The organism is Actinomyces gaoshouyii (assembly GCF_002072175.1).
GTDB classification, from domain to species: Bacteria; Actinomycetota; Actinomycetes; order Actinomycetales; family Actinomycetaceae; genus Actinomyces; species Actinomyces gaoshouyii.
Genome location: NZ_MVIV01000005.1, coordinates 21,598 through 44,851 on the forward strand (window position 1 = coordinate 21,598; position 23,254 = coordinate 44,851).

A 23,254-nucleotide genomic window follows, 5' to 3' on the forward strand; every position below is an offset into this window, starting at 1 on the left:
CCACGCCCCGCCCGCCGGCGGGCCCGTCGCGGGGCGCCCTCCCAGGGACGTGGGCGCCGGTCAGTCCCGGCTGATCGGCTCCACGGAGACGATGCGGTGGATGGCGACGGTCACCTCGGTCTCGCGCACGACGTCGGCGAGCCTGACCCGCCCGGGCTCGACGGCGCGCACCCGCACCGTCCTCTCCTGGACCTCACCGTCGGGTCCCGCCAGACGCAGGCGCAGCAGGGAGCGGTTGGCCTGCCCCTGCCGCAGGACGGCCAGGGCGTGGACGGGGTCACTCGCGACAACGGTCGGCCCGGCGGCGGCGAGGGCCTCCTGGCCGGCGCGCATCCTGCCGACCATGACGGCGAGCTCCCGGTTGGTGGGGGCGCGGCGTCGGGAGGCGATGACGTGGCCCGGCCGGGTGGGCTCGGGCGCGGCGCCCCGGCCGCGCGCACCATCGGCACCGCCCGGGGCGAGAGCGGCGCCGTCGATGACGAGGCGGCCCTGCCCGTCCTCCATGACGGGCGCGAGCCCCGCGGCCCGCAGCTCGCGCAGGACCTGCCCGGCACTGGCGGTCGCGGTGATGATCCCGGGGGCGGCCTCGTTCAGGCCGAGGCCGGCCAGCCGGAACTCGGTGAGGAGGCCCGCAGCGGTGGCCGGGTCGGGGATGCGCAGGATCGAGGCGATGGGCCGCACGCGGATCGCCCCGTGGCGGCGGGCGGCGTCCTCGACAAGGGCCTCCAGCGCCCCCGGCAGGGGGACGGGACTGTAGGCGCCGAGCGCGTCGAGGAGCTCGGTGGCGCTCAAACCCGCGTCGAGGGCGCCGCGCACGGAGTCGGGGGTGAATCGGAGGGTGAGGGCGCCGCCGCGCGATTCGACAACGGCGCTGCGTTCGAGCAGGGCGGCGAGCGGCGCGACGGGACGGCCCGGAACGATCGCGGTGAGGTCGGACTGGACCAGCAGCATGGGCACCGGCTCGGGCAGGTCGGCGGCAAGCGCGTCCTCCAGGACGCCCAGGGAGGCCGGATCCGCATCGGCGCCCGGGAACGCGTGCTCGGCCAGGGCGCGGCCCGCGCGCGAGAGCGCTCCGGCACCTGTGATCCCCAGGAGCTCGGCCTCAGCGAGGATCGCGGTGATGGCACCCTCGGGGATGGGGCGGCGGGGGCGGGCCGCGGTGAGGGCCGCGCGCACGAAGCCGGGAGTGGCGGAGGCGCCGTCGGGCAGCGTGGCCAGGAGGTGCAGGATGCGGTGCCGCAGGGAGCGGGCCCAGGGGGCCTCGGCGGCGTCGCCGAGCACTGCTCTCAGGACGCCATCCTCACTGCGGCTGCCGACCAGCCACGGAGTGCGGGCGCTGGAGGCCCATGCGGTGGCGAGGGCGGCCCAGCGCTCGGGCAGGGGCGGGGCGTCGCCATGGGAGAGCCAGACCAGGGCGGGGGCTGCGGGGAGCCAGGCAGCCCCGTCGTCGTCGAGGCCGAGGAGGCCCGCGGCGGCGGCGATCTCGACAATGGTGGCGACCTGGGCAGGGGCCAGGCCGAGGGCCCCGGCTGTGCGGGCCAGGGGGCGCACGCCGACGCCGCCGGTGCGCAGGAGGGGGCCCGGCTCGCGCAACCACTCGCGCAGGAGCGCGGTGACGAGGCGGACGGCCTCCTCGGCGTGCTGGGCGGACTCGGCGGCGATGGTCCGGGGCTCGATGATGGTCAGCGAGTCGGGGCTGGGGCCGGTGAGGTCTTCGGCGGGCGGGGGCCAGGAGGCGGTGCCGGGCGCGAGGGCCTCGGCGAGGCCGGGGGCGGGCCGGTTCGAGATCGTCAGGGCGAGGCGGGAGAGCTGGGAGAGCCGGTCGGCGACGGTCTCGAGGGGCAGGGACAGTCGATCGGCGAGGAGTGCGGCGAGGTCGTCGGAGCCGGCAGTGCCGACGGGCCCTGCTTGCCCGAGGACGGGGATGACGAGGCCCTCGGCGACGGCGATGGCGGCCGCGTCGAGCTGGGCGAGGGCGAGATCGGTGCTGGTTCGCCCGGCGGCGCGGGCCGCGAGCGCGGTGAAGGAGGGCGACGACGGGGCGAGGAGGTCGGGGCGGGCCAGGAGGAGGTCGGCGATCTCGCGATCGGGCAGGGCGGTCAGGCGCGCGGCCAGGTCCTCCACCGTCGCCGGGACTGGTGCGCTCGCCGCGCGCCGCCGCGTCTCCTCACTGCTCATCCCACCAACGGTACAGCCCCGCGCCACCCCACCCCGCGTCCCCGACGTCTACAGGAATATTGACACGTATACACATGTATGTACCCGTATACACGCGTATCTGAACACACTATACTCACCTAGTAGGCCTACAGATTCGGAGGGCGTCATGGACCCCGTGCTCAACCCCTACGTTCCCGGAGCAGGCCGTCGTCCCGCCGCGCTCGTGGGACGCGATGACGTCATCGGCGTCTGGGACGTCATGCTGCGCCGCGCCGAGCGCGGGACGACGGACCAACCGCTCGTGCTCTACGGGCTGCGAGGAGTCGGCAAGACCGTCCTCCTCACCCGCCTGCGCCACGATGCGGACAAGCGCGAGTGGATCACGGTCCAGGTCGAGGCCGGAACCAGCAGGGGCCTTCGCGAGATCGTCGGCGAGGGGCTGTACGGCCCCCTGAGCGACCTCGCGCGCCCCGCCGCCGGCACGCGCCTGCTGCGCGCCCTCAAGACCGCCCTGTCCTTCAAGGCCTCCTACGACCAGACGGGCTCATGGTCCTTCGGCATCGACCTGAGCGGGCAGAGCGGCGGCGGCGCCGACTCGGGAGTGCTTGAGACCGATCTCAAGAAGATCCTCAAGGATGTCTCGCTCGCGGCCGCGGAAGAGGGCGGCGGGCTCGCGCTCCTCATCGATGAGGCGCAGGACCTCTCAGCCGAGGACCTCACCACGGTGGCGGCCGTCTCCCACGCCGCGGCCCAGGACGACTGGCCGGTGCTCTTCGCGCTCGCGGGTCTTCCCAGCCTCCCGCAGACGCTCTCAGAGGCGCGGTCCTACTCTGAGCGGTTCCGGTTCGTCAAGGTTGAGCGCCTCGACCCGGATGGCGCTGCCGCAGCGCTCGCCGATCCCGCCAAGGCGGAGGGCGTGACGTGGGACGACGACGCCTTGTCGCACGTCGTGGACCGCTCCGGGCGCTACCCGTACTTCATCCAGCAGTTCGGGCAGGAGGCGTGGGACGCCGCATCCGACAGGCGCATCGACCGCCGAGCGGCCGAGCTCGGCGTCGCCTCGGGTCTGACCCAGCTCGACAACGGGTTCTTCCGCGCCCGCTGGGACCGCACGACCCAGGCGGAGAAGCGCTACCTGCGGGCCATGTGCCCCGAGGGCGAGGACGGCATCGGCAGCGGCGAGGTCGCCAGCCGGCTGGACCGGACCATCCAGAGCCAGAGCGGGGTCCGCAACTCCCTCATCCGCAAGGGCATCGTGTACGCGCCCGACCACGGCGTCATCGCCTTCACCGTCCCGGGCATGGCCGGATTCATCTCCCGCCAGCACGGGGAGTAGCGGCCGGCGCCGCCGCCGTCGGTGAGCACTCGTCCCCTCTACGGCGCCGGCAGGGCGATACTCCCCCCATGCCCGCCACACCCGACCTGCCCGACGGACCCCTCATCGTCCAGAGCGACAAGACCGTCCTGCTGGAGGTCGCCCACCCGGCCGCCGACGAGGCCCGCCGCGCGATCGCCCCCTTCGCCGAGCTCGAGCGTGCCCCCGAGCACGTCCACACCTACCGCATCACGCCACTGGCGCTGTGGAACGCCCGCGCCGCCGGGCTGGACCCCGAGACGGTCGTCCACGTCCTCATCAGCTACTCGCGCTTCCCGGTCCCCCACTCCCTGCTCACCGAGGTCGCTGAGACGATGGGCCGCTACGGCCGCCTCCAGCTGCTGTCCGACCCGATGCACGGGCTCGTGCTGCACGCCATGGACGTGCCCGTGCTCGAGGAGGTCATGCGCTCCAAGCGCACTGCGGGCATGCTCGGCGAGCGCCTGTCCCCCGAGGACGTCGTCGTCCACCCCTCCGAGCGCGGCAGCCTCAAGCAGGCGCTCATCAAGCTGGGCTGGCCCGCCGAGGACCTCGCCGGCTACGTCGACGGCGAGAAGCACCCCATCACCCTGGCGGACGACCCGGCCGCGGCCGCCGCGCACGCCCCCGGCGCCTTCGCCCTGCGCCCCTACCAGGCGCAGGCGGTGGACGCCTTCTGGGCGGGCGGCAGCGGCGTCGTCGTCCTGCCCTGCGGAGCGGGTAAGACCCTCGTGGGCGCCGCCTGCATGGCGCGCAGCTCGACGACGACGCTCGTGCTCGTCACCAACGCGGTCTCGGCGCGCCAGTGGAAGGAGGAGCTCATCCGCTTCACCTCCCTCACCGCCGATGAGATCGGCGAGTACTCGGGCTCGCGCAAGGAGATCCGCCCGGTCACTATCGCCACCTACCAGGTGCTCACCACCCGCCGCAAGGGCGTCTACCCGCACCTCGACCTGCTCGACGCGCACGACTGGGGCCTCATCGTCTACGACGAGGTGCACCTGCTGCCCGCCCCGGTCTTCCGCATGACAGCGGACCTCCAGGCGCGCCGTCGTCTCGGGCTGACGGCGACGCTCGTGCGCGAGGACGGGCGTGAGGACGAGGTGTTCAGCCTCATCGGCCCCAAGCGCTACGACGCGCCCTGGAAGGACCTGGAGAACCAGGGGTGGATCGCGCCGGCCGTGTGCACCGAGGTGCGCCTGAGCCTCGACGCCGGCGAGAGGATGGTCTACGCGACGGCGGAGGCGCCCGACCGCTACCGGCTGGCCGCGACCGCGCCCGCCAAGGTCGGCGTCGTCGAGGCGGTCCTGGCGCGCCACCGCGGTGAGAGCGCGCTCGTCATCGGCCAGTACGTCGACCAGCTCGAGGAGATCGCCGAGCACCTGGGGGCTCCGCTCATCACGGGGGCGACGACGGTGCGCGAGCGCCAACGCCTCTACGACGCCTTCCGCGCCGGTCAGGTCACCACGCTCGTCGTGTCCAAGGTCGCGAACTTCTCCATCGACCTGCCCGGCGCCTCGGTGGCCGTGCAGGTCAGCGGCTCCTTCGGCTCGCGCCAGGAGGAGGCGCAGCGCCTGGGGCGCATCGTGCGGCCGAAGGAGGACGGCCGCCAGGCCCACTTCTACACGGTCGTCGCGCGCGATACGAAGGAACAGGAGTTCGCCGCCCACCGCCAGCGCTTCCTCGCCGAGCAGGGATATGCCTACGAGATCATCGAAGTCGACGACCTGTGAGAGAAGGGCCGGTCGGGGCGCGCAGGATGATGACCGGCATCGGGGTTCTTCGTCCAGATGCGCTCGATGATGGTCCCGGGTCCGGTGGGTCTCGGGGCTCGGCAGCGGCCGAGCCCTTGAGCCCATGAGCAGATCGCTCAGGCGTGGGCGAAACGAGTTGCCTCAGGCGCTCCGCAACGGCGACGATGGGCCGCGATGCTATCGACACCCCGCCCCGCGCGCCATCCCTGCGACGCCCGGCGCCCGACCATCCCGCTCCTCCTCGTCTTGCTCATCTCGGGCGCGGGAACCCTCGTCGCACCCACCGCCGATGCCCGGTCATCGGCACCGGCATCCACTGCCATCGGCGATCCCGCCGCGATGACGGCCGGGGCACCGACATCGGGCTCTCCGGCCACGGGGGCGGCCGCTCGCGTCGTCGACGGCGCGAGCATCCTGGACAACGCCGCAGCCGCCTCCGCCGTCGAGAGGGCCGCGAAGGATGGCATCACCCTGTCGATCCTCACGGCCACCGATGAGACGAGCAGGGCCGAGGCCCTGGCCAAGAAGGAGTGGAGCGCCAAGGGCATGGGCGCCTCGGACGCCCTGCTCGTCATCAACATGCCGGCCTCGGGATCAAACTCCTACTACCTGGCCACCGGCAGCGACATCCCGGCCTCCAAGCGCAGCGAGCTGGGCAGCGCCATCGGCTCCTACATGCGCTCCCACGACTTCGACGGCGCCGTCGCCGCTCTTCCGAGGCTCCTGGCCGAGGCCAAGGGCGGCAGCAGGAGCGGGGACGAGGGCTCATCGGGTATGTCGGCCACGGGCCTCGTGCTGCTGGCGGGTGGGGGCGCGGCCGCTGCGGGGGCGGCCGCCTACGCCATCTCGCGCCGCCGTAAGTCGGACCCCTCATCCACCCAGGAGGACACCGTGTTCTGGAATCGCAAGAAGAAGGCGCCTGAGCAGGCCGGCCCGGTGCCCCTGGACCAGCTCATCGCCCAGGCGGGCGCCGCCCTCGTAACCGCTGATGACGCGATGCGCGCCGCTGACGAGGAGCTGTCCTACGCCCAGGCGCAGTTCGGCCTGTCCGCGACCGACTCCTTCACCGAGGCGCTGGGCCAGGCCAAGGCCCACCTGAGCCGCTGCTTCGAGCTGCGCAAGATCCTCGACGACGATATCCCCGAGACCGAGCCCCAGCAGCGCCAGATGTACGGGGAGATCCTCGACCGCTGCCAGCGGGCCATGGGCGCGATCCAGGCGCAGAAGCAGCTCTTCGAGGAGCGGCGCGGCATCGAGTCCGCCCTGCCGACCTCCATGTCCGAGACCGCCCAGCGCGCTGACGAAACCGAGCAGGCCATCACCATGGCCAAGACGCTCCTGGTGACGCTGCGCGCCACCTACCCCGCCTCAGCCCTCACCTCGGTCTCCGAGGCGCCCGTGCGCGCCGAAAGGCTGCTGGCCGCGGGCCGCACCGCCCTGAAGCAGGCCGGGGCCAGCGCCGACGCCGGGCAGCAGTCCACCGCCGTCGAGCAGGTGCGCATCGCCCAGGGATCGATCGCCCAGGCCGGCGCCCTGGCGGCCCAGGTGGCCAGCGCCAATGAGCGCTTGAGCACGGCCTCGACCGACCTCGCGGCGGCGATCGCCTCCCTGTCCTCCGATCTCGTGGACGCCAAGCGCCTGGCCGACCAGGTGCCCAGTGCCACCCTCGCCCCGCTCGTGGCCGACGCCGAGGCCGCCATCGCCGAGGGCCGCGCCGCCTCCGGGAGGGCCAGCACCGACCCGTCCGCCCCGGTCAGCGGCGATCATGTGGTCGGCGACCCCCTGGCCGCGCTGGACCACCTCAGCCGCGCCGAGACCGCGATCGATGCCGCCCTCGCCCCGGCACGGGCGAGGGAGGAGAACGACTCGCGAGCCCGCAGCCAGTTGGGTTCGCGCCTGTCGCGCCTCAACTCGCAGGTGCAGTCCGTGACCGCCTACATCACCACGCACCGCGGCGCTGTCGGCTCGTCGGCCCGCACCGCCCTGTCCGAGGCGGCCCGCCACGCCTCGGCGGCCACTGCCATGCAGCCCACGGACCCGCAGGCGGCCCTGGCCGAGGTAGCCGCCGGCGAGCCGCTGGTGGCGCAAGCGCAGGCCCTGGCGGAGGCCGATGTGCGCGATGCCGGTGACGCCTGGGGCTCCTATTCCAACTACTCCGGGGGGTACGGCCACCGCGGCGGCGGCCTGGACCTCGGCTCGCTCGTGCTCGGGGGGATCCTCATGGGCGGGCTATTCGACGACGACCGTCCCCACCACATCGGCGGCTGGGGCGGCGGCGACTTCGGAGGTTTCGGTGGAGACTTCGGCGGCGGCGACTTCGGCGGCTCCGGCGGGGACTTCTGAGCCCCTCACCACTGTTCAACCCCATCACCTCAACCACCACCCGAAGGGAACTCCAACATGGCTGAGAAGCAGTCGATCCTGGGCCGTATCGCCCAACTGACCCGCGCGAACATCAACGCCCTCCTCGATCGCGCTGAGGACCCGGAGAAGATGCTCAACCAGCTCGTGCGCGACTACACGAACTCCATCGCCGAGGCCAAGCAGGCGGTCGCCCAGACCATCGGCAATCTGCGCCTGACGGAGAAGGACTACGAGGCCGACGTCGCCGAGGCCAGGGACTGGGGGGCCAAGGCCCTGGCAGCCTCCCGCAAGGCCGACGAGATGCGCGCCGCCGGTGACATCGCGGGCGCCGATAAGTGGGACTCCCTGGCCAAGGTGGCCATCACCAAGCAGATCACGGCGGAGAAGGAGGCCAAGGAGGCCGAGCCGATGATCGCCTCCCAGCGCCAGGTGGTCGAGCAGCTCAAGACGGGGCTGAACCAGATGGAGGTCAAGCTCGGCGAGCTGAAGTCCCGTCGCGACCAGCTCATCGCCCGCCAGAGGACCGCCGAGGCGCAGGTCAAGGTCCAGGGGGCGATCAGCTCGATCAACGTCATGGACCCCACTTCCGAGCTCTCCCGCTACGAGGAGCAGGTGCGCCGCGTCGAGGCGCAGGCCGCCGGGCAGATGGAGCTGGCGGGATCCTCCCTGGAGTCCCAGTTCGCCGAGTTGGAGGCCTCCGACACCCAGATCGAGGCCGAGGCCCGCCTGGCCGCGCTCAAGTCCGGCGGCAAGGGGGCGCTGCCCTCCGCGTCCGCCGCCCCCGCCCAGATCACCGACGGGGACGAAGCCATCAACGCCGCCTTCGAGGCCCTCAAGGCCCAGAGCAGGCCCGCCGCCCAGCGCGTCACCGACGAGGACGCCTCCTCGTACTGACGCGCCCGGCGCAGCGCAGGATGCGGCAGGATTCGATCCGCAGGGCCGGCATCGGGCCCGGCGGAAGCGCCTGAGGGCGCCCAGCGCCCGATGGCCCGGGCGACCGGCCCGCGGATCGAATCCCGCCGCCCCACCCGCCTCGCACTGCGCTTACCCCCGCGCCGCCCGGCTACGATAAGCGCATGAGCGCCCCTACCTATCTCCTCATTGATGGTGAGAACATCGACGCCACCCTCGGCATGAGCGTGCTCGGACGTCGCCCCGAGCCCGATGAGCGCCCCAGGTGGGACCGCGTCCTGTCCTTCTGCGACTCCTTGTCGGACACGACATCGTCGGACGGCCAGGGCGAGGACGCCCACGGTCTGTTCTTCCTCAACGCCACGAGCGGTCACATGCCGATGGGCTTCATCCAGGCGCTTATGGCGATGGACTACCGCCCGATCCCGCTGTCCGGCTCCGGCTCCGTCGATGAGAAGGTGGTGGACACCGGTATCCAGCGGACCCTCGATGCCTTGGCCGAGCGTCTCGCCGCCCAGCGCGAGGAGGATGCCTCCGCCCGCCTCCAAGTGCTCCTGGGCAGTCACGACGGCGACTACATCCCCCAGGTCGAGCGGCTCCTCGACGGCGGCGCTCAGGTCGGCGTCCTGTGCTTCCGGGAGTTCCTCAACTCCCATCTGGCCGCCCTGGAGACCAGGGGCCTGAGGATCCACGACCTGGAGTACGACGTCGACGCCTTCACCTCCGTGCTGCCGCGCATCCGGATCATCCCACTGCAGGAGTTCGACCCGCTGCAGTTCATCTGAGCGGCGGGCCCGGCGTCCCGAGGCGCTCCCGCCCCGCCATCCAGGATTCCCAGCGCCCGTTCAGGCAACTTCCAGGAATCTTGCGACAATGGGCGCATGGATCTCGACACGCGCACCGGCACGCCTCAGGCATCGACCGAGGCCAAGCTCCTCGTTGTCGACGACGAGCCGAACATCCGCGACCTGCTCGCCTCCTCCCTGCGCTTCGCGGGGTTCGAGGTCGTCACCGCCACCGATGGGAATCAGGCACTGCGCACCATCGAGTCCGACGATCCCGACCTCATCGTCCTGGACGTCATGCTCCCGGACATGGATGGATTCACGGTAGCCAGGCGCGTGCGGGAGAGGGACAACGCCACGCCAATCCTGTTCCTCACCGCCCGAGACGACATGGATGACAAGATCCAGGGCCTGACGGTGGGCGGGGACGACTACGTCACCAAGCCCTTCGGCCTGGAGGAGGTCGTCGCCCGAATCCGCGCCATCCTGCGCCGCACCCACGCCGTCGACGAAGGGGACGACGGCACGCTGCGCGTGGCCGACCTCATCCTCGACGAGGACGCGCACGAGGTCCACCGCGCCGGCGTCGAGGTGGAGCTGTCGCCCACCGAGTTCAAGCTGCTGCGCTACCTCATGATCAACGCGGGGCGCGTGGTCTCCAAGACCCAGATCCTCGACCACGTCTGGGAGTACGACTGGAGCGGGGACGCCGCGATCGTGGAGTCCTATATCTCCTACCTGCGCCGGAAGGTGGACCAGATCGAGGCGCTCGACGGCACCACAGTGGTGCCTCTCATCCAGACCCGTCGCGGCGTGGGCTACATGCTGCGCGAGCCCAAGGGTGAGTGATGCCGCCATCCCGGAGGCGGGACCGCTTCCGCCCCATCGTCGACTCCAGGCGCTACTGGCACTCCCAGCCGCTGCGCACGCGACTGGCGCTCATCACCACGGGCCTGCTCACCGTCGGACTCCTGGCCACCTCCCTGGTCACCACCCAGCTGCTGCAGACCCATCTCATGGGGCAGGTCGATGACCAGCTCAAGGTGACCTCCCGGACGATCGGAGACCGGGGCCTGGAGTACCTCCGGCAGGACGGCAGGAGCTCGCAGGCCCCCACCACCTACTACATGGAGGCGCAGTACGCGGGCGGCAAGATCGGCCGGATGGTCAATGAGAAGACAACGGCGGAATACGGGATCCCATCCCTGGGCACGCTCTCGCTGGGCGACGGCAACCCCTTCACCGTCGCCTCCTCGCTGCCGGGCCACTACTGGCGCGTCCTGCCCCTGGAGATCAAGGATCAGGACGGGAACTACACCGGCGTCGTGGCCATCGCTCTGCCGCTGCGCAATGTCCAGGAGACCGTGGAGCAGACCAGGCTCGTCGTCGCTGTGGCGGACGTCGTCGTCGTCCTCGTCGGCGCAGGACTGGCCACCTACCTCGTCCACCGCTCCTTCGGCCCGCTGCGGCAGATCGAGGGCGTGGCGGGCCGCATCTCCCGGGGCGACCTCTCCGCGCGCGTGCCGGTGACCGAACCGCCGATGACGGAGGTCGGCTCGTTGCAGCAGGCCCTCAACACGATGCTCCAGCAGAACGAGCATGCCTTCTCCGTACAGGTCACCGCGCAGGAGCGCATGACCCGCTTCGTCTCCGATGCCTCCCACGAGTTGCGCACACCGCTGTCGGCGATCCAGGGCTACGGCGAGCTCTACCGCATGGGCGGCGTGCCCGTGGAGCGCACGAGCGAGGTCATGGGGCGCATCGAGTCCGAGGCCACCCGGATGGGCCGCCTCGTCGAGGACCTCCTCCAGCTGGCCCGCATGGATGAGGGCCGCAAGATGGACACTGCCCCCGTCGATCTCACCGCCGTGTGCGCCGGAGCGCTCACGGACATGGTGGTCCTGGCCCCCGAGCGCGACTGCGCGCTGCTGAGGCTCGACGGTGCCCCCGCGGACCCCCAGCCGCTGACGGTCATGGGGGACCGCGACCGGCTCGCCCAGGTCGTCACCAACCTCCTGGGAAACGTAGTGCGTCACACGCCCGCGGGGACCCCGGTGGAGATCGCGCTGGGGCCGATCGGCGGCCGCTCGGCCATCATCGAGGTGCGCGATCATGGCCCGGGGATCGCCCCTGCGGACGCGAGCAAGGTGTTCCAGCGCTTCTACCGGGCGGACACCTCCCGTAACCGGGAGACCGGCGGATCGGGCCTCGGCCTGTCGATCGTCGCCGCGATCGTCCAGCGCCACCACGGGACGATCGGCATCACCCCCACCCCGGGCGGCGGCGCCACCGTGCGCATCGAGCTCCCTCTGGCCCACCCCGAGCAGGCCCCCGCGTCGGCGGGCGACGGGCCCTGGACCGCGTGAGGGCAGGCGCGGAACGAGGCACGGGGCGCCGCAGCAGGTCGGAGGCTCCAGCGCGGGCCCCGATGGGGAGCACTGCCCGGGGTGGCGGGTGGAACACGATCGCGCTTCGACTTTGCCGCCCCGCAGTCCTACGATGGCAACTGTTCTGTTATCTCCTGTGAGGCATCGGAGGCATGGCATGGCCGTCAGCGACGCGCCGCAGTGGCTGCTCCCCGCCTTCGTGCGCAGCCTCAAGGCCCTGGGCACGACGGCCGATCCGGAGCGGCTCCGCGCTGCCGGTCAGGCACTGATCGAGCGCTGGTCCACATCGGACCGCCGCTTCCACAACCTCAAGCACGTCATCGACATGCTCGCCCGCGTGGACGAGCTCGCGGACGAGTCCCACTACCCCGATGTCATGCGCATCGCGGCCTGGTACCACGGCTGCGTGTTCTCCGCGGAGACCAAGGAGACCTACCAGCGCAACGGCGGTGAGGACGAGGTCGCCTCGGCCGCCCTGGCCGCCAAGGAGCTCGCCGCCCTGGGTGTCCCGGGCGCCACGGTGGATCGGGTCTGCGCCCTCATCCTCAACCTCAAGAGTCATACGCTCCCGGCCAACGACATGGACGCCAGCGCCCTCAATGACGCGGACCTGGGAACTCTCGCCGTCGAGCCGCAGCTGTACAAGAAGTACCGGATGGCAGTGCGCGAGGAGTACGCCCATATCCCCGACGAGCGCTACTACGAGGCGCGCCTGGCGATCATCACCCGGCTCCTGGATCGCGACCGCCTCTTCTCCTCGCCTCTCGGTGAGCGCTGGGAGCTGCCCGCCCGGCAGAACCTGGCCGCCGAGAAAAGCAGGATCGAGTGCGCTCTGGCGAAGATGGCCGCTGGAGGGGCTCCGCCGAGCAACGACCTCCGCTCCCCCGGGACCGCCGACGGCGCCGCGCGTGGGATGAGGGCCGTCCCGGCTCCCACCGAGGCGGCCCCCGCGTCCACGACTCCGAGCGCTCCGGTGCCCTCGACGGCGGCCCCGGAGCGCATCCAGCCCACCGAGCCGATGGAGGCCCCGGCGCCTCCGTCCCCCACCCGGCCCGCCGCGCAGACGCGCCCCGAGGTCCTGCCCCCCTCGATCCCGCCGACGCCCCCAGCGGAATCGGGCTCCATCCCATCGGCGCCGTCCACGCCCTCGCCGCAGACGCCCGCGCGGGGGATCCCGCGCGCCCATGAGAGACAGCGCGAGCATGACGAGCACGCCACCTCGATGGAGACCTGCGCCGAGGACATCGACCGCCTCCTGTCGTCTCCCCGTGCCGCGGAGGGGCCTGAGCCGCGCGACCGCCAGGCGATGGTCCAGGCGGAGCGCGAGCGCATGGCCGAGCGCCTGCGTCTCAAGACCGAGGAGGCCAAGATCGCCCGCGAGGCCCGTACCGGTGAGTTCATGCCGATTCTCGATGAGGTCGTCGACGACGGGGCCGGGGACCTCTGAGCCACCGCACCCTTCTATCGTCGGCCCTCTACTGCTGCGACCCCGGGCCCCGCACCACAGGCACCGCTGCGCGCAGCGCTCGGGCAGGCCTGTGCGCGGACGACTGAGGGGTCTTCGGCGGGCGCCTACCGTGGAATCGACGGCGCCGCCCGGCGCTGCCCCCCCCCACGCAGGAAAGGCCCCCATCATGCCCGTCTTCTCCGTCGACACCCAGGCGGTCTCCGATACCGCCAGCCGGACCGCCACCCGCATCTCCACCATCCAGGCCGAGGTCGACGCCATGAACAGCGACATCGCCGCGCTGGAGACCACCTGGTCGGGCACTGCGTCCATGTCCATGAGCGCGGCGGCGGCAGCCTGGCACCTCACCCAGTTGCGGGTCCAGGACAGCCTCGACATGCTCCGCGCCGCCCTCGGCCTGTCGGCCGACTCCTACTCCCGCGCCGAGTCCGGCAACCAGGCTCTCTTCGTCCCCGAGTGAGCCGCTCCGCACGACGGTGGGCCGCCCCACTGAAAACCCAGTGGAACGGCCCGCCGTCGATGGGCCCAGGGACAAACGCCCCTGAGAAGTCCCCTTGAGGGGAGGAGCGGATCAGTACATGCCGCCCATCTCGTCGCCACCGGCGGCCGGGGCGGCCGGGGGCTCCGGCTTGTCCGCCACGACGGCCTCGGTGGTGAGGAAGAGACCCGCGATGGAGGCAGCGTTCTGCAGGGCGGAGCGAGTGACCTTGACCGGGTCGGCGATGCCGGCCCCGAGCAGGTTCACGTACTCGCCGGTGGCAGCGTTGAGGCCCTCACCGGTGGGCAGGTTGCGCACGCGATCCACCACGACGCCGCCCTCGTAGCCGGCGTTGACGGCGATCTGCTTGAGCGGGGCCTCCAGGGCGACCTTGACGATCGCGGCGCCGGTGGCCTCGTCGTCGGAGAGCTCGAGGCCCTCCAGGGCGGCGGAGGCCTGAATGAGGGCCACCCCACCACCAGCAACGATGCCCTCCTCCACGGCGGCCTTGGCATTGCGCACGGCGTCCTCGATGCGGTGCTTGCGCTCCTTGAGCTCCACCTCGGTGGCAGCACCGGACTTGAGGACGGCGACGCCGCCGGCCAGCTTGGCGAGGCGCTCGGAGAGCTTCTCGCGGTCGTAGTCGGAGTCGGACTTCTCGATCTCGCCGCGGATCTGGGCGACACGGGCCTCGATGGCCTCCTTGTCACCGGCGCCCTCGACGATCGTGGTCTCGTCCTTGGTAACGACGACCTTGCGGGCCTGGCCCAGGTCCTCGATGGTGGCGTTCTCCAGCTTGAGGCCGACGGTCTCGGAGATGACGGTGCCTCCGGTGAGGATCGCCATGTCCTGCAGCATCGCCTTGCGGCGGTCACCGAAGCCGGGGGCCTTGACGGCCACGGACTTGAAGGTGCCGCGAATGCGGTTGACGACGAGGGTGGCCAGGGCCTCGGCCTCGACGTCCTCGGCGACGATCGCCAGCGGCTTGCCGGCCTGCATGACCTTCTCCAGCAGCGGCAGGAGGTCCTTGACGTTGGAGATCTTGGACTCCACGAGCAGGACGTAGGCGTCCTCGAGGACGGCCTCCTGGCGGTCGGCGTCGGTGACGAAGTAGGGGGAGATGAAGCCCTTGTCGAAGCGCATGCCCTCGGTGACCTCGAGCTCGAGGCCGAAGGTGTTGGACTCCTCGACGGTGATGACGCCCTCGTGGCCGACCTTCTCCAGGGCCTCGGCGATGAACTCGCCGATCTGGGGGTCGGCGGCGGAGATGGAGGCGGTGGCCGCGATCTCGTCCTGGGTCTCGACGTCCTTGGCGTCGGCGAGGAGGCGCTCGACGACGGCGGCCACGGCCTTGTCGATGCCGCGGCGCAGGGCGATCGGGTTGGCACCGGCCGCGACGTTGCGCAGGCCCTCGCGCACGAGCGCCTGGGCGAGCACGGTGGCGGTGGTGGTGCCGTCGCCGGCGACATCGTCGGTCTTCTTGGCGACCTCCTTGACGAGCTCAGCGCCGATCTTCTCGTAGGGGTCCTCGAGCTCGATCTCCTTGGCGATGGTCACGCCGTCATTGGTGATCGTGGGGGCGCCCCACTTCTTGTCGAGCACGACGTTGCGGCCCTTGGGGCCGAGGGTGACCTTGACGGTGTCGGCGAGGACGTTGAGGCCGCGCTCCATGCCGCGGCGGGCCTCCTCCTCGAAAGCGATGATCTTGGGCATTGTGTTCCTCCACTGCGTGGTGGGTGGCTGGTCCGCGCCCGCGACGGACGGATCGACTCCGGGCGTTCACGTCACGCCCAGCGCCGGTCCTCACGTCCCAGCCGGGTCGATTGTCACTCGAAGGCTCCGAGTGCTAACGGCAATGCTGGCACTCTCGGTGCCCGAGTGCAAGACGCCCGCCGCGCCACGCGCCCGGCTTCCCCCGACGGCGAACCAGCCCCTCCAGTGGATGCGCCGGACGGGCATCCCGACGGCCCCGAGTCTGTCAGCCGGCGAGCTCGCCGGCCGCCAGCAGCACGAGCGCACAGGTCCATGCCAGGGGCGCGGGGCCGGCGGGCCGCCCATCCGACAGGACTTTCTCCGCCAGGGCGCCCGCCGCTGTGCGGTGCGATTCCAGCCAGGTCATGAGCTCCTCGGCCTCGGTCCGCTCTCCCAGTGCCGCTGCCGACCAGGCCAGGAGGGCTGTCTCCGGAGTCCAGGAGACGCCGTCGTCGCGCCAGCCCGAGCCCGGGGCGAGGCCGCCCGCCGCGCGGGTCATCCGCGCTCGGGCGCCGACGCGAACTCGCGCGCTGCCGGCAAGAGCCCGGGTGAAGGGCGGGCCGACGAGCGCGATCGCGGCGTCGACGTCGTCGTCGCGCACGTGGCGGCCCCAGCCGGGGTGGAAGGAGAACTCGATGGCGGCCCGCACCTCCTCCACCCGCCGGACAAGCGCCTCACGGCTCGAGATGACGGGGGACGGGCCGGTGGCGGGTGCGCCCGTCGGCGCGCCCTCCACCGGGCCGACGCGTTCAGCCAGGAGCGAGTCCGCGAGCGCGAGCGCCCCCTCCAGTCCCAGGAGGACGGGCGCGGCCAGGCCGAGGGTGGTCCGCCTCTCGGGCACCTCCCAGTAGTCGGGGCCGGCCGGGGGCAGATGTGAGGGCGTGGACGTGAGGGTCATCAGTCGGTCGGCGGCCCGGCCGGCGGGATCGGCCAGGTCTTCCAGGTCGGCCGGGTTGACCGGGCCGGCTCCGCCGGTCGGGTCGCCCCATCGCCCCGCGATGATCCGACCGAGCGCCCAGAGGAACCAGCCCGCTCCATCCTCTTGGCGGGGACGGCCATCCGGCACCTGGCCGACGGCGTTGTAGCGGGCCTCGAATCCGCCGTCGGGGAGCTGCAGCGCGGCGAGCCTGCGGAGGATGGATAGGGCCTCCGCCCTCAGGCCCACGGCGTCGAGGGCGACGGCCGAGAAGGAGGCGTCGCGCGGCCACACGTAACGCCATGCGCTCACGGGACCGGCGACGACGGCACCCACCGGGAAGCCCTCGGCCCGGGCGGATGGGACTGCCGCATCCGTGGCGGGCGCGGGCTCAACGGCGAGGGTGGGGCTCGTGAGGGCGAGGAGGTCGACCAGAGCGTCCGCGGCGAGGCCCTGCCACCGGCCCTGCGGAAGGCGGGCGCCGGAGGCGCGCCGCTGGAAGGAGGTACGGGCCGCGGCGCGTGCGGCGTCGTCGAGGGCCAGGGGATCGGCGGCCGAGGAGGGCACGCGAGTGCCGGGGAGGTAGTCGATGGAGGTCCCGGGGGCGAGCGGGAGGACGAGGCCGCCGGCCCCGACGGCGAGCCCCTCGCTGAGCAGGGTTGGCTCGGGGCGCGCGGTCAGGCGCGTGATCGCGGGGATGGCCGCGAGCGCGCCCCCGACGAGGAGGGGCAGGGAGATGGCGGTCCGGCGGCGCAGGGCCCCCGTGCCCGTGCCGCGCGACGGCGCCTCAATCGGGGCGGCGGGGTCGGGCGCGCGTCCGTCGCCCATCAGGCGCTCATCAGCGGTTGTTGCCCCTGCCGTTATCGATGCCGCCGTTGTGCGCCTCGGGAGTGGCGCCGTTGGGGCCATTCTCTGAGGTGGTGGCGGCGCCGCCCTCGGAGGCGCCCGGGTAGTCCTCGCGCAGGATGATGACGATCGGGTTGGACTGAGCCTGCCCCGGGTCCTCCACGGCCTCGCCGCCTCCGAGGGCGGCGACGACCGCCTGGGCCGTGGCGGCCTGCTCGGCCGAGTTGTAGTACACGGTGGTCTTCGTGGGCTGCTCGACGGTGTAGGCGCCCGGCGAGACATTGACCTGCGTGTATCCGGCGGCGGTCAGCCTCTCGCCAGTGCGGCCCGCCAGGCCCTGGATGGAGGTGCCGTTGTAGAGCGTGATGCCGGTGGACATGTCGGCCTCGCCCGTCGGCGCGGCGGAGGCGGAGGCGTCACCCGCGCCGTCGCTGGGGGTGGCGGAGCCCCCCGGGGCGGGTGCGCCGGTGTCGGCGGGGGTCGCCGTCGTCGTTCCCGCCGTGCTCGCGGAGTTGTTGCTGGAGTGGCCCAGGAGCTTGACGGCCCCCCAGGCCAGGATCGGGACCAGGATGAGCACAGCGAGAAGGGATACCCAGCTCCGCCAGGCGGGGAGCTCGGCACGGTGAACGCCGATCGGCGCGGGTCCAGCGCCCCTGCCGTCGTCGAACTCGTCGTCGGGGTAGTCGTAGTGGCTCACGCGGGCAGAATACCGGCCCGCCGCCCCCGGCGCAGCGGACACGACGAGGGCGTGGTTATATCTGCCCGCTGATCCATGGGCGCGAGCGGCCCGGCGGGCTCCGGAGCGGGTTGGCCGAAGCGTCCATGCCGGATCTCGCTCATGCAGACTCGACGGCGATAACGCTCTACGCTCGGGGCATGAGCGAGTCCCGTGAGCCCCAGCCACTCGACCGGATCATCGACCCCTCGTGGGCGCGCGCCCTGGCGCCCGTGGAGCCGACGATCCATGGGATCGGCGCGCGCCTGCGCCAGGAGATCGCCGAGGGGCGCGGCTACTTGCCGGCGGGCACGGATGTGCTTCGCGCCTTCACCTATCCGCTCGACGATGTGCGCGTCCTCATCGTGGGGCAGGACCCGTACCCGACGCCGGGCCACCCCATGGGGCTCAGCTTCTCCGTGGCGCCGGGCGTGCGCCCGCCCCGGAGCCTGGAGAACATCTTCACCGAGCTCGTGAGCGATCTCGGCGTGCCGCGGCCGACCTCCGGCGACCTCACCCCGTGGTCCTGCCAGGGGGTCATGCTGCTCAACAGGGTGCTGACGGTCCGGCCGGGCTCGCCGGCCTCGCACAAGGGATGGGGCTGGGAGCAGGTGACACAGCGGGCGATCGAGGCGCTGGTGGAGCGCGGCGGCCCGCTGGTGGCGATCCTGTGGGGTCGGCCCGCGCAGTCGCTGACCCCGATGCTGGGATCGACGCCGATCATCGCCTCGCCGCATCCCTCGCCGTTGAGCGCCTCCCGGGGGTTCTTCGGCTCGCGGCCGTTCTCGCGCGCCAACGCGCTGCTGGTCGAGCAGGGCGCCGCCCCCGTCGACTGGCGCCTCCCCTAATCATCGAGACCGGTCGAAAACGGCGACGAGACCGGTCGATATCAGGAGCGAGACCGGTCCGCCCATGGCGCCCCGCATCCCGCCCATCGCGGTCAGGACGGAACGCGGTGCAGATGCATGCGGCGGCCGGGGCCGATGCCGGGCAGGACATCGAGCATGCCTGCCTCCAGGCCGCGGTCCGCTACCCAGCCGGTGATCGTGTCGACGCCGAGATCGAGGAAGAGGGGGTGCATCGGCGTCGACGGCCCCACGAGGACCGTGTGCGCTCCCCCGCCGACGGCGAGCTCGATGAGCCGGGGCATCGTCTTGTTGACGAGGCTCGACGACGAGACGAGGACGGCGTCGCAATCCGCGAGCAAGTACTCGCAAGCGGTATCGGGGTAGTCACCGGGACGCGGGTCGCGCTCCAGGATGAGGACCTCCGCGGCGCGGGTCAGCGCTCCCCGGGCGAAGGGGAAGTGCCCGATGATGCCGATGCGGCCTCCGGCAAAGCGCTCGTTGTAGGGGTCGAAGACCTCTCTCCACCCCACTCCTTCCCCCGTCGGCGCGAAGCCATTGGCGACGGCGGTCTCCTGGCGGGAGTACCAGGAGTTGATCGCGGCGAGGCCCACGCTCGCCTCGGCCAGGTTCCAGGACTTCACCAGCGAGGCGACGTCACGGAGCAAGCGGCCCTCCGCTGGGGAGCCTGCGCTGAGCGCCGGGCGCGAGTGGGCGTCGATGGTATAACCCGCGCCGCAGCCGCCGCCGTCGTTGAAGACGCGCGTCCACTGCGGGCCGCGGTGGACGGCAGTCACGCGAGCGTCATCGGGGAGGTCGTCGATGAGCGCGTCGTAAATCTCCCAGGGGTTGGTCATGCGGGCTCTCTCCACCGGTCGGCCGATTATCAGGTGAACCTCACCATATCGACAGGCTCGTGCCGGGCACGAGGACGACCGCCTTGCGGGATCACCGCGTCACCATCCGATGCGGTGCCGCAACCGCCCGGCACTTCGATCGCTCCCGCCGCCCGGCCCCGAACCGGTCTCGCTCCTGTTTTCGACCGGTCTCGGCGCCTGATCAGGGGGCGGAGGGAAGCTCGAGCATTCCCCAGGCGGCGAGATCCCGGCACTGGGCCACGAGCTCACCGGTGAGCGCCTCGGCGTCGGCGTCCAGGAGCGCGGCGACGGCGCCCGCGATCTGAGCGATGGACAATTCGCCGTCGGCCACGCCGATGAGCGCGGCCAGGGCGGTACCCGCCTGGACGGAGCGCCCCAGTCCGCCGCCCTGGCGCAGGAGGATGACGCTGGGGTCGGCGCGCCCGGGCACGAGGTAGCGCTCCTCAGTCACGTCGGCGGCGACGATCGGCCTCAGGGCGGCGACGTCGTCGTCATCCAGGAGGGCCAGACGTCCGCGGACGGCGATCGACGCCGCGACATGCGCCCCCAGGGCCCCGGACGGGCTCGTGCTCACCTCCTCCAGGACGCGCCAGGGTCTGCGATGGGGACCCGCGGCGTCCGCGGCCTCGGGACGATGCGCGAGGAGGTAGCCGAAGCCGATCGCCTCGACGCCGCGCGCCTCGAAATCACCGATCCAGGCGCCCAGGGCGGCCTCGAAGGCATCCCGCTCGCGCTCAGGGGCCAGGCCGCCGTCGCGCAGCCACATGGTGGCGTACTCGACCGGGTCCTGGGCGTCGCGCTCGATGACCCAGGCGTCGACGTCGTCGGGGAACCACTCCCCCACGCTCGCCCGCCAGTCGGCACCGGCCCCGTGCTCCCAGTTGCCGAGCATGACCAGGGTGCCGCCGTCGGCCAGCCTCCCGGCGAGGCCCGGCACGAGGCGCGGCAGAACGGGCCCACCGGCGTCGCGGTACTCCATGAGCGGCAGACCGGCCTCCCGCACGGCGGGCGGGGTGAGGACGAAGGGCGGGTTGGAGACGATGAGGTCGTACCGGCGTCGACCGAGCGGCTCCAGGAAGGAGCCCGCGAGGAGCTCGAGGCGCTCGGGGACGATGCCGGCGAGCGCGGCGTTGAAGGCGGTGAAGGCCAGGGCGCGCTCGGAGATGTCGGTGGCGGTGATGCGCTCGGCGTGTCGGGCGAGGTAGAGGGTCTGGATGCCGCAGCCGCACCCCAGGTCGAGCGCGTCGCCCACCGGCCGCCGCGGTGCGAGCCCGGCCAGGGTGAGGCCGGCACCGCCGATGCCGAGCACGTGATCGGGGGCCAGGGCCCGCCCCGAGACGAGCTCCCCGACGTCGGAGGCCACCCACCAGCGCGCCTCTCCAGTGTCGTCGCGCGCCTCGTGAGGGCGCAGGTCCACCAGGGCGCGCGCGAGCGCGGCCCGTCCCGGGCAGTCCCCGCGGCCCTCGGCCCCCTCGCGCCCCTCCAGCGCGACGAGGCCGATCCGGGCGGCGCCGAGCGCCCCGGTGCGCGGGAGGGCCCTATCGAGCTCTCCCACCCTCACGGGCTCGCCGAGCATGAACAGCGCGGTCAGAACGGCGACCGGGCCGGGCCCGGTATCCGCCGAGCGCCCCACCTCCAGGGCGGCCCGTGCGGCGCGCAGGGCGGGCAGGCGGATCTCCCGGCGCAGGGCGGCCTCGGCGACGCTTCCGATGAGGCCAGTAACGGCGTCGATATCCCATCCGGACTCCTCCAGATCCGCTCGCAGATCGGCGGCCTGGCGCGCGGTGAGAACGGGAGCGGGAGGGGATGCCGACCGTGCTGGGGATGCGGGGTCGGGCGGCGTGGCCTGCCCGCCCGGGGCGGAGGAGAGGAGCGAGTCGTGGGAGCTCATGGGCCCATCCTCCCGCGTCACCGCCTCATGCCCGGCATCCGGCGCCGGAGTCGAGGGGACCCGAGTGGGTGAGGCCCGCAGGCGGCGCCCTACATCCAGGCGCTGGGATCCGCGGCGCCCCCCTCCTCCAGCTCGGGGCGCAGCACCTCGGTCAGCGGGGAGAGATGGCCGCCGAGCACGACGACGGGGATGTCGAGGATATTGATGGCCGCTCCCAGGCCCACGCCCAGGGCGCGGGCCGCGCGCCTGTCGGGCGTCGATGTGCGCAAAGTCGATTTCCTGCTGTTCGTCAACATGGGCTTCCTCGCCTCACTGGCGGCCATCGTGACGACCTCCCGCGCGGGGGCCGCGGTCTCCACGGCCGGCAACCTGTATGAGATGGATGCGATCGCGGCCGCCTACATCGGGGGCGCCGCGGTCTCAGGGGGTATCGGCAGGGTGTCCGGGGCGATCATCGGAGCGCTCATCATGGGCGTGCTCAACATGGGACTGTCGATCATGGCGGTCGACTCCGCATGGCAGCAGACCATCAAGGGGCTGGTCCTCCTGCTCGCCGTCGCCGTCGACATCATCGGCAAACGGCGCACGGAGGCATGACCCGCAGCACCGGCCGGCCCCGCGGAGTCGCGCCCCTCCCGCGCATCGACGCGGGAGGGGCGCGCCGCGCGTCCCGATCTGCGTGCCGCTCAGGGACGATGGGCATGGAGCCGCGTGCCGGGTTCGAACCGGCGACCTGCTGTTTACAAGACAGCTGCTCTACCAGCTGAGCTAACGCGGCAGCGCGGGCCTCGGTACGAGGCCCGGGCGCAAGTGTGGCACATACGCCGAGGATCGCGGGACGCTCTCAGGAGCCGGGTGTCGCGGCGGGCGCGGTCGGCGCTGCGCCCTGCTGGCTGTTGACGTAGTCGGCCAGGCTGTTCTCGGCCTGGAGCAGCCCCAGGTCGACCTGCTGCCCGTTGTACACGATCGTCGGGGTGCCCTGGAAGCCGCCATCTCTGAAGGCCTGGGTGGAGGTGTCGATCCACTTCTGGTAACCGGAGGATTTCACCGCCTCCTTGATGGCGCTGCGGGTATCCGAGGACAGTCCGGCCTGAGAGGCGACGTCGTCGATGGCACTCCCGGTGAGCATGCTCGCGTCCTGCTGGGAGAAAGCGGTCTTGAGGCGGGAGAGCAGGGCGTTGTGGTAGTCGAGGGCCTTGGCGGGCTCGTTGTCGAGGACGGCGCCCATGGCGTTGTAGGCCATGTTGGTCCAGTCCTGGCCGAGGGTCTGCGCCGGGTGGATGGCGAGGGTGATCTTTCCGTCGGAGACGAGTGTTCTCATCTCCTCGGCGTGCGTCGTCTCGAAGACGGCGCAGAAGTGGCAGGAGTAGTCGAAGTAGACGTCCAGGACGGGGGCGTCGGCGTTGGAGGAGCCCACCGCGAGATCGGACCCGTAGGTCCAGGAGCCGTCGTCACGGACGGCGGAGGGCAGTTTGCTGTTCTTCTTGGCCTCCTCAGCGGACTTCGAGTACCAGATGGTCCCGCCGACTCCGCCGACGACGGCGACGGCTCCGGCCCCGATGAGGGCGCGGCGCGTGAGAGCGGCACGGCGTGCCTTGCGGACCTGCTCCTCGCGCAGGGCCTGAGCCTTGGCGCGGGCGTTCTCGCGGCGCTCGGCCTTAGTTGGGCGGGGATCATTCGAGGCCATGATCGACTCCTCCGACTCTGCATGGATATCGTTACGAGTATCGTTGCACGATAGTTCACACC

19 protein-coding genes and 1 tRNA gene are annotated in these 23,254 nt (G+C 72.1%); 11 read left to right on the forward strand and 9 right to left on the reverse strand.

The annotated features are described in order from the left end of the window. Positions 1-60: 60 nt before the first annotated feature. Complete coding sequence (locus B1H50_RS05760; RefSeq protein ID WP_080462830.1) at positions 61-2,178, reverse strand: helicase-associated domain-containing protein; 2,118 nt, start codon at positions 2,176-2,178, stop codon at positions 61-63. Positions 2,179-2,326: 148 nt separating this feature from the next. Here B1H50_RS05760 and B1H50_RS05765 point away from each other — a divergent pair, with 148 nt between their 5' ends. The 9 genes from B1H50_RS05765 to B1H50_RS05805 all read left to right on the forward strand — a co-directional run bounded on the left by B1H50_RS05765 (position 2,327) and on the right by B1H50_RS05805 (position 13,644). Continuing rightward, on the forward strand, positions 2,327-3,496 hold the full coding sequence (locus B1H50_RS05765; protein ID WP_080462831.1) for an ATP-binding protein: 1,170 nt from the start codon (positions 2,327-2,329) through the stop codon (positions 3,494-3,496). Between the two features lie 68 nt (positions 3,497-3,564). Further along, positions 3,565-5,247 (forward strand): DNA repair helicase XPB, encoded by a 1,683-nt coding sequence (locus B1H50_RS05770; RefSeq protein WP_080462832.1) that lies wholly within the window; start codon positions 3,565-3,567, stop codon positions 5,245-5,247. Between the two features lie 195 nt (positions 5,248-5,442). Beyond that, positions 5,443-7,611: a coiled-coil domain-containing protein gene (locus B1H50_RS05775; RefSeq protein ID WP_080462833.1), complete on the forward strand. Its 2,169-nt coding sequence runs from the start codon at positions 5,443-5,445 to the stop codon at positions 7,609-7,611. Between the two features lie 57 nt (positions 7,612-7,668). Continuing rightward, positions 7,669-8,526: a PspA/IM30 family protein gene (locus B1H50_RS05780; RefSeq protein ID WP_080462834.1), complete on the forward strand. Its 858-nt coding sequence runs from the start codon at positions 7,669-7,671 to the stop codon at positions 8,524-8,526. Between the two features lie 182 nt (positions 8,527-8,708). After that, a complete protein-coding gene (locus tag B1H50_RS05785) occupies positions 8,709-9,329 on the forward strand; it encodes an NYN domain-containing protein (protein ID WP_080462835.1) in 621 nt (206 codons plus the stop codon). Positions 9,330-9,425: 96 nt separating this feature from the next. Then, on the forward strand, positions 9,426-10,178 hold the full coding sequence (locus B1H50_RS05790) for a response regulator transcription factor (protein WP_080462836.1): 753 nt from the start codon (positions 9,426-9,428) through the stop codon (positions 10,176-10,178). Beyond that, entirely contained in the window at positions 10,178-11,695 is a 1,518-nt protein-coding gene (locus B1H50_RS05795) for a sensor histidine kinase (RefSeq protein ID WP_080462837.1), read from the forward strand. The genes B1H50_RS05790 and B1H50_RS05795 overlap by 1 nt, the downstream gene beginning before the upstream one ends. A gap of 178 nt (positions 11,696-11,873) precedes the next feature. After that, positions 11,874-13,163 carry a hypothetical protein gene (locus tag B1H50_RS05800; protein WP_080462838.1) on the forward strand — a complete coding sequence of 430 codons (1,290 nt, stop codon included), beginning with the start codon at positions 11,874-11,876 and terminating at the stop codon, positions 13,161-13,163. 187 nt (positions 13,164-13,350) lie between these two features. Further along, positions 13,351-13,644: a WXG100 family type VII secretion target gene (locus tag B1H50_RS05805; protein ID WP_080462839.1), complete on the forward strand. Its 294-nt coding sequence runs from the start codon at positions 13,351-13,353 to the stop codon at positions 13,642-13,644. A 111-nt stretch (positions 13,645-13,755) separates the two neighbouring features. Here B1H50_RS05805 and groL read toward each other — a convergent pair whose 3' ends face one another. The 3 genes from groL to B1H50_RS05820 form a co-directional block, all read right to left on the reverse strand. After that, complete coding sequence (gene groL / locus B1H50_RS05810) at positions 13,756-15,375, reverse strand: chaperonin GroEL (protein ID WP_080462840.1); 1,620 nt, start codon at positions 15,373-15,375, stop codon at positions 13,756-13,758. Between the two features lie 265 nt (positions 15,376-15,640). Continuing rightward, positions 15,641-17,158, reverse strand: coding sequence for a glycoside hydrolase family 15 protein (locus B1H50_RS05815; RefSeq protein ID WP_095532495.1), 1,518 nt, complete (start codon positions 17,156-17,158; stop codon positions 15,641-15,643). Between the two features lie 10 nt (positions 17,159-17,168). Continuing rightward, complete coding sequence (locus B1H50_RS05820) at positions 17,169-17,873, reverse strand: LytR C-terminal domain-containing protein (protein ID WP_080462841.1); 705 nt, start codon at positions 17,871-17,873, stop codon at positions 17,169-17,171. 179 nt (positions 17,874-18,052) lie between these two features. Here B1H50_RS05820 and B1H50_RS05825 point away from each other — a divergent pair, with 179 nt between their 5' ends. Continuing rightward, complete coding sequence (locus B1H50_RS05825) at positions 18,053-18,739, forward strand: uracil-DNA glycosylase (RefSeq protein WP_080462842.1); 687 nt, start codon at positions 18,053-18,055, stop codon at positions 18,737-18,739. Between the two features lie 92 nt (positions 18,740-18,831). Here B1H50_RS05825 and B1H50_RS05830 read toward each other — a convergent pair whose 3' ends face one another. From B1H50_RS05830 to B1H50_RS09540, 3 genes are all read right to left on the reverse strand, one after another. Further along, positions 18,832-19,593 (reverse strand): Rossmann-like domain-containing protein, encoded by a 762-nt coding sequence (locus tag B1H50_RS05830; RefSeq protein ID WP_080462843.1) that lies wholly within the window; start codon positions 19,591-19,593, stop codon positions 18,832-18,834. A gap of 202 nt (positions 19,594-19,795) precedes the next feature. Beyond that, positions 19,796-21,505, reverse strand: a complete 1,710-nt coding sequence (locus B1H50_RS05835; protein ID WP_080462844.1) for a DUF7059 domain-containing protein — start codon at positions 21,503-21,505, stop codon at positions 19,796-19,798. A gap of 89 nt (positions 21,506-21,594) precedes the next feature. Further along, entirely contained in the window at positions 21,595-21,774 is a 180-nt protein-coding gene (locus B1H50_RS09540; RefSeq protein ID WP_198939980.1) for an ROK family protein, read from the reverse strand. Between B1H50_RS09540 and B1H50_RS05840 the strand changes: the two genes are divergently transcribed. Then, positions 21,767-22,102, forward strand: coding sequence for an ABC transporter permease subunit (locus tag B1H50_RS05840; RefSeq protein ID WP_229657807.1), 336 nt, complete (start codon positions 21,767-21,769; stop codon positions 22,100-22,102). The genes B1H50_RS09540 and B1H50_RS05840 overlap by 8 nt on opposite strands. Before the next feature lie 105 nt (positions 22,103-22,207). On the opposite strand, the gene B1H50_RS05845 is transcribed toward B1H50_RS05840, so the two are convergent. Together B1H50_RS05845 and B1H50_RS05850 are read right to left on the reverse strand one after the other, a co-directional pair. After that, positions 22,208-22,283: transfer RNA gene (locus B1H50_RS05845), tRNA-Thr, on the reverse strand. A gap of 66 nt (positions 22,284-22,349) precedes the next feature. Further along, entirely contained in the window at positions 22,350-23,192 is an 843-nt protein-coding gene (locus B1H50_RS05850) for a DsbA family protein (RefSeq protein WP_080462845.1), read from the reverse strand. Positions 23,193-23,254 lie beyond the last annotated feature (62 nt).

What these genes read in the sequence shown, in the direction of transcription:
- B1H50_RS05760 (WP_080462830.1), bottom strand. Translation starts at nt 2,178, where the DNA reads ATGAGCAGTGAGGAGACGCGGCGGCGCGCGGCGAGCGCACCAGTCCCG.
- B1H50_RS05765 (WP_080462831.1), top strand. Translation starts at nt 2,327, where the DNA reads ATGGACCCCGTGCTCAACCCCTACGTTCCCGGAGCAGGCCGTCGTCCC.
- B1H50_RS05770 (WP_080462832.1), top strand. Translation starts at nt 3,565, where the DNA reads ATGCCCGCCACACCCGACCTGCCCGACGGACCCCTCATCGTCCAGAGC.
- B1H50_RS05775 (WP_080462833.1), top strand. Translation starts at nt 5,443, where the DNA reads ATGCTATCGACACCCCGCCCCGCGCGCCATCCCTGCGACGCCCGGCGC.
- B1H50_RS05780 (WP_080462834.1), top strand. Translation starts at nt 7,669, where the DNA reads ATGGCTGAGAAGCAGTCGATCCTGGGCCGTATCGCCCAACTGACCCGC.
- B1H50_RS05785 (WP_080462835.1), top strand. Translation starts at nt 8,709, where the DNA reads ATGAGCGCCCCTACCTATCTCCTCATTGATGGTGAGAACATCGACGCC.
- B1H50_RS05790 (WP_080462836.1), top strand. Translation starts at nt 9,426, where the DNA reads ATGGATCTCGACACGCGCACCGGCACGCCTCAGGCATCGACCGAGGCC.
- B1H50_RS05795 (WP_080462837.1), top strand. Translation starts at nt 10,178, where the DNA reads ATGCCGCCATCCCGGAGGCGGGACCGCTTCCGCCCCATCGTCGACTCC.
- B1H50_RS05800 (WP_080462838.1), top strand. Translation starts at nt 11,874, where the DNA reads ATGGCCGTCAGCGACGCGCCGCAGTGGCTGCTCCCCGCCTTCGTGCGC.
- B1H50_RS05805 (WP_080462839.1), top strand. Translation starts at nt 13,351, where the DNA reads ATGCCCGTCTTCTCCGTCGACACCCAGGCGGTCTCCGATACCGCCAGC.
- groL (WP_080462840.1), bottom strand. Translation starts at nt 15,375, where the DNA reads ATGCCCAAGATCATCGCTTTCGAGGAGGAGGCCCGCCGCGGCATGGAG.
- B1H50_RS05815 (WP_095532495.1), bottom strand. Translation starts at nt 17,158, where the DNA reads ATGGGCGACGGACGCGCGCCCGACCCCGCCGCCCCGATTGAGGCGCCG.
- B1H50_RS05825 (WP_080462842.1), top strand. Translation starts at nt 18,053, where the DNA reads ATGAGCGAGTCCCGTGAGCCCCAGCCACTCGACCGGATCATCGACCCC.
- B1H50_RS05830 (WP_080462843.1), bottom strand. Translation starts at nt 19,593, where the DNA reads ATGACCAACCCCTGGGAGATTTACGACGCGCTCATCGACGACCTCCCC.
- B1H50_RS05835 (WP_080462844.1), bottom strand. Translation starts at nt 21,505, where the DNA reads ATGAGCTCCCACGACTCGCTCCTCTCCTCCGCCCCGGGCGGGCAGGCC.
- B1H50_RS05850 (WP_080462845.1), bottom strand. Translation starts at nt 23,192, where the DNA reads ATGGCCTCGAATGATCCCCGCCCAACTAAGGCCGAGCGCCGCGAGAAC.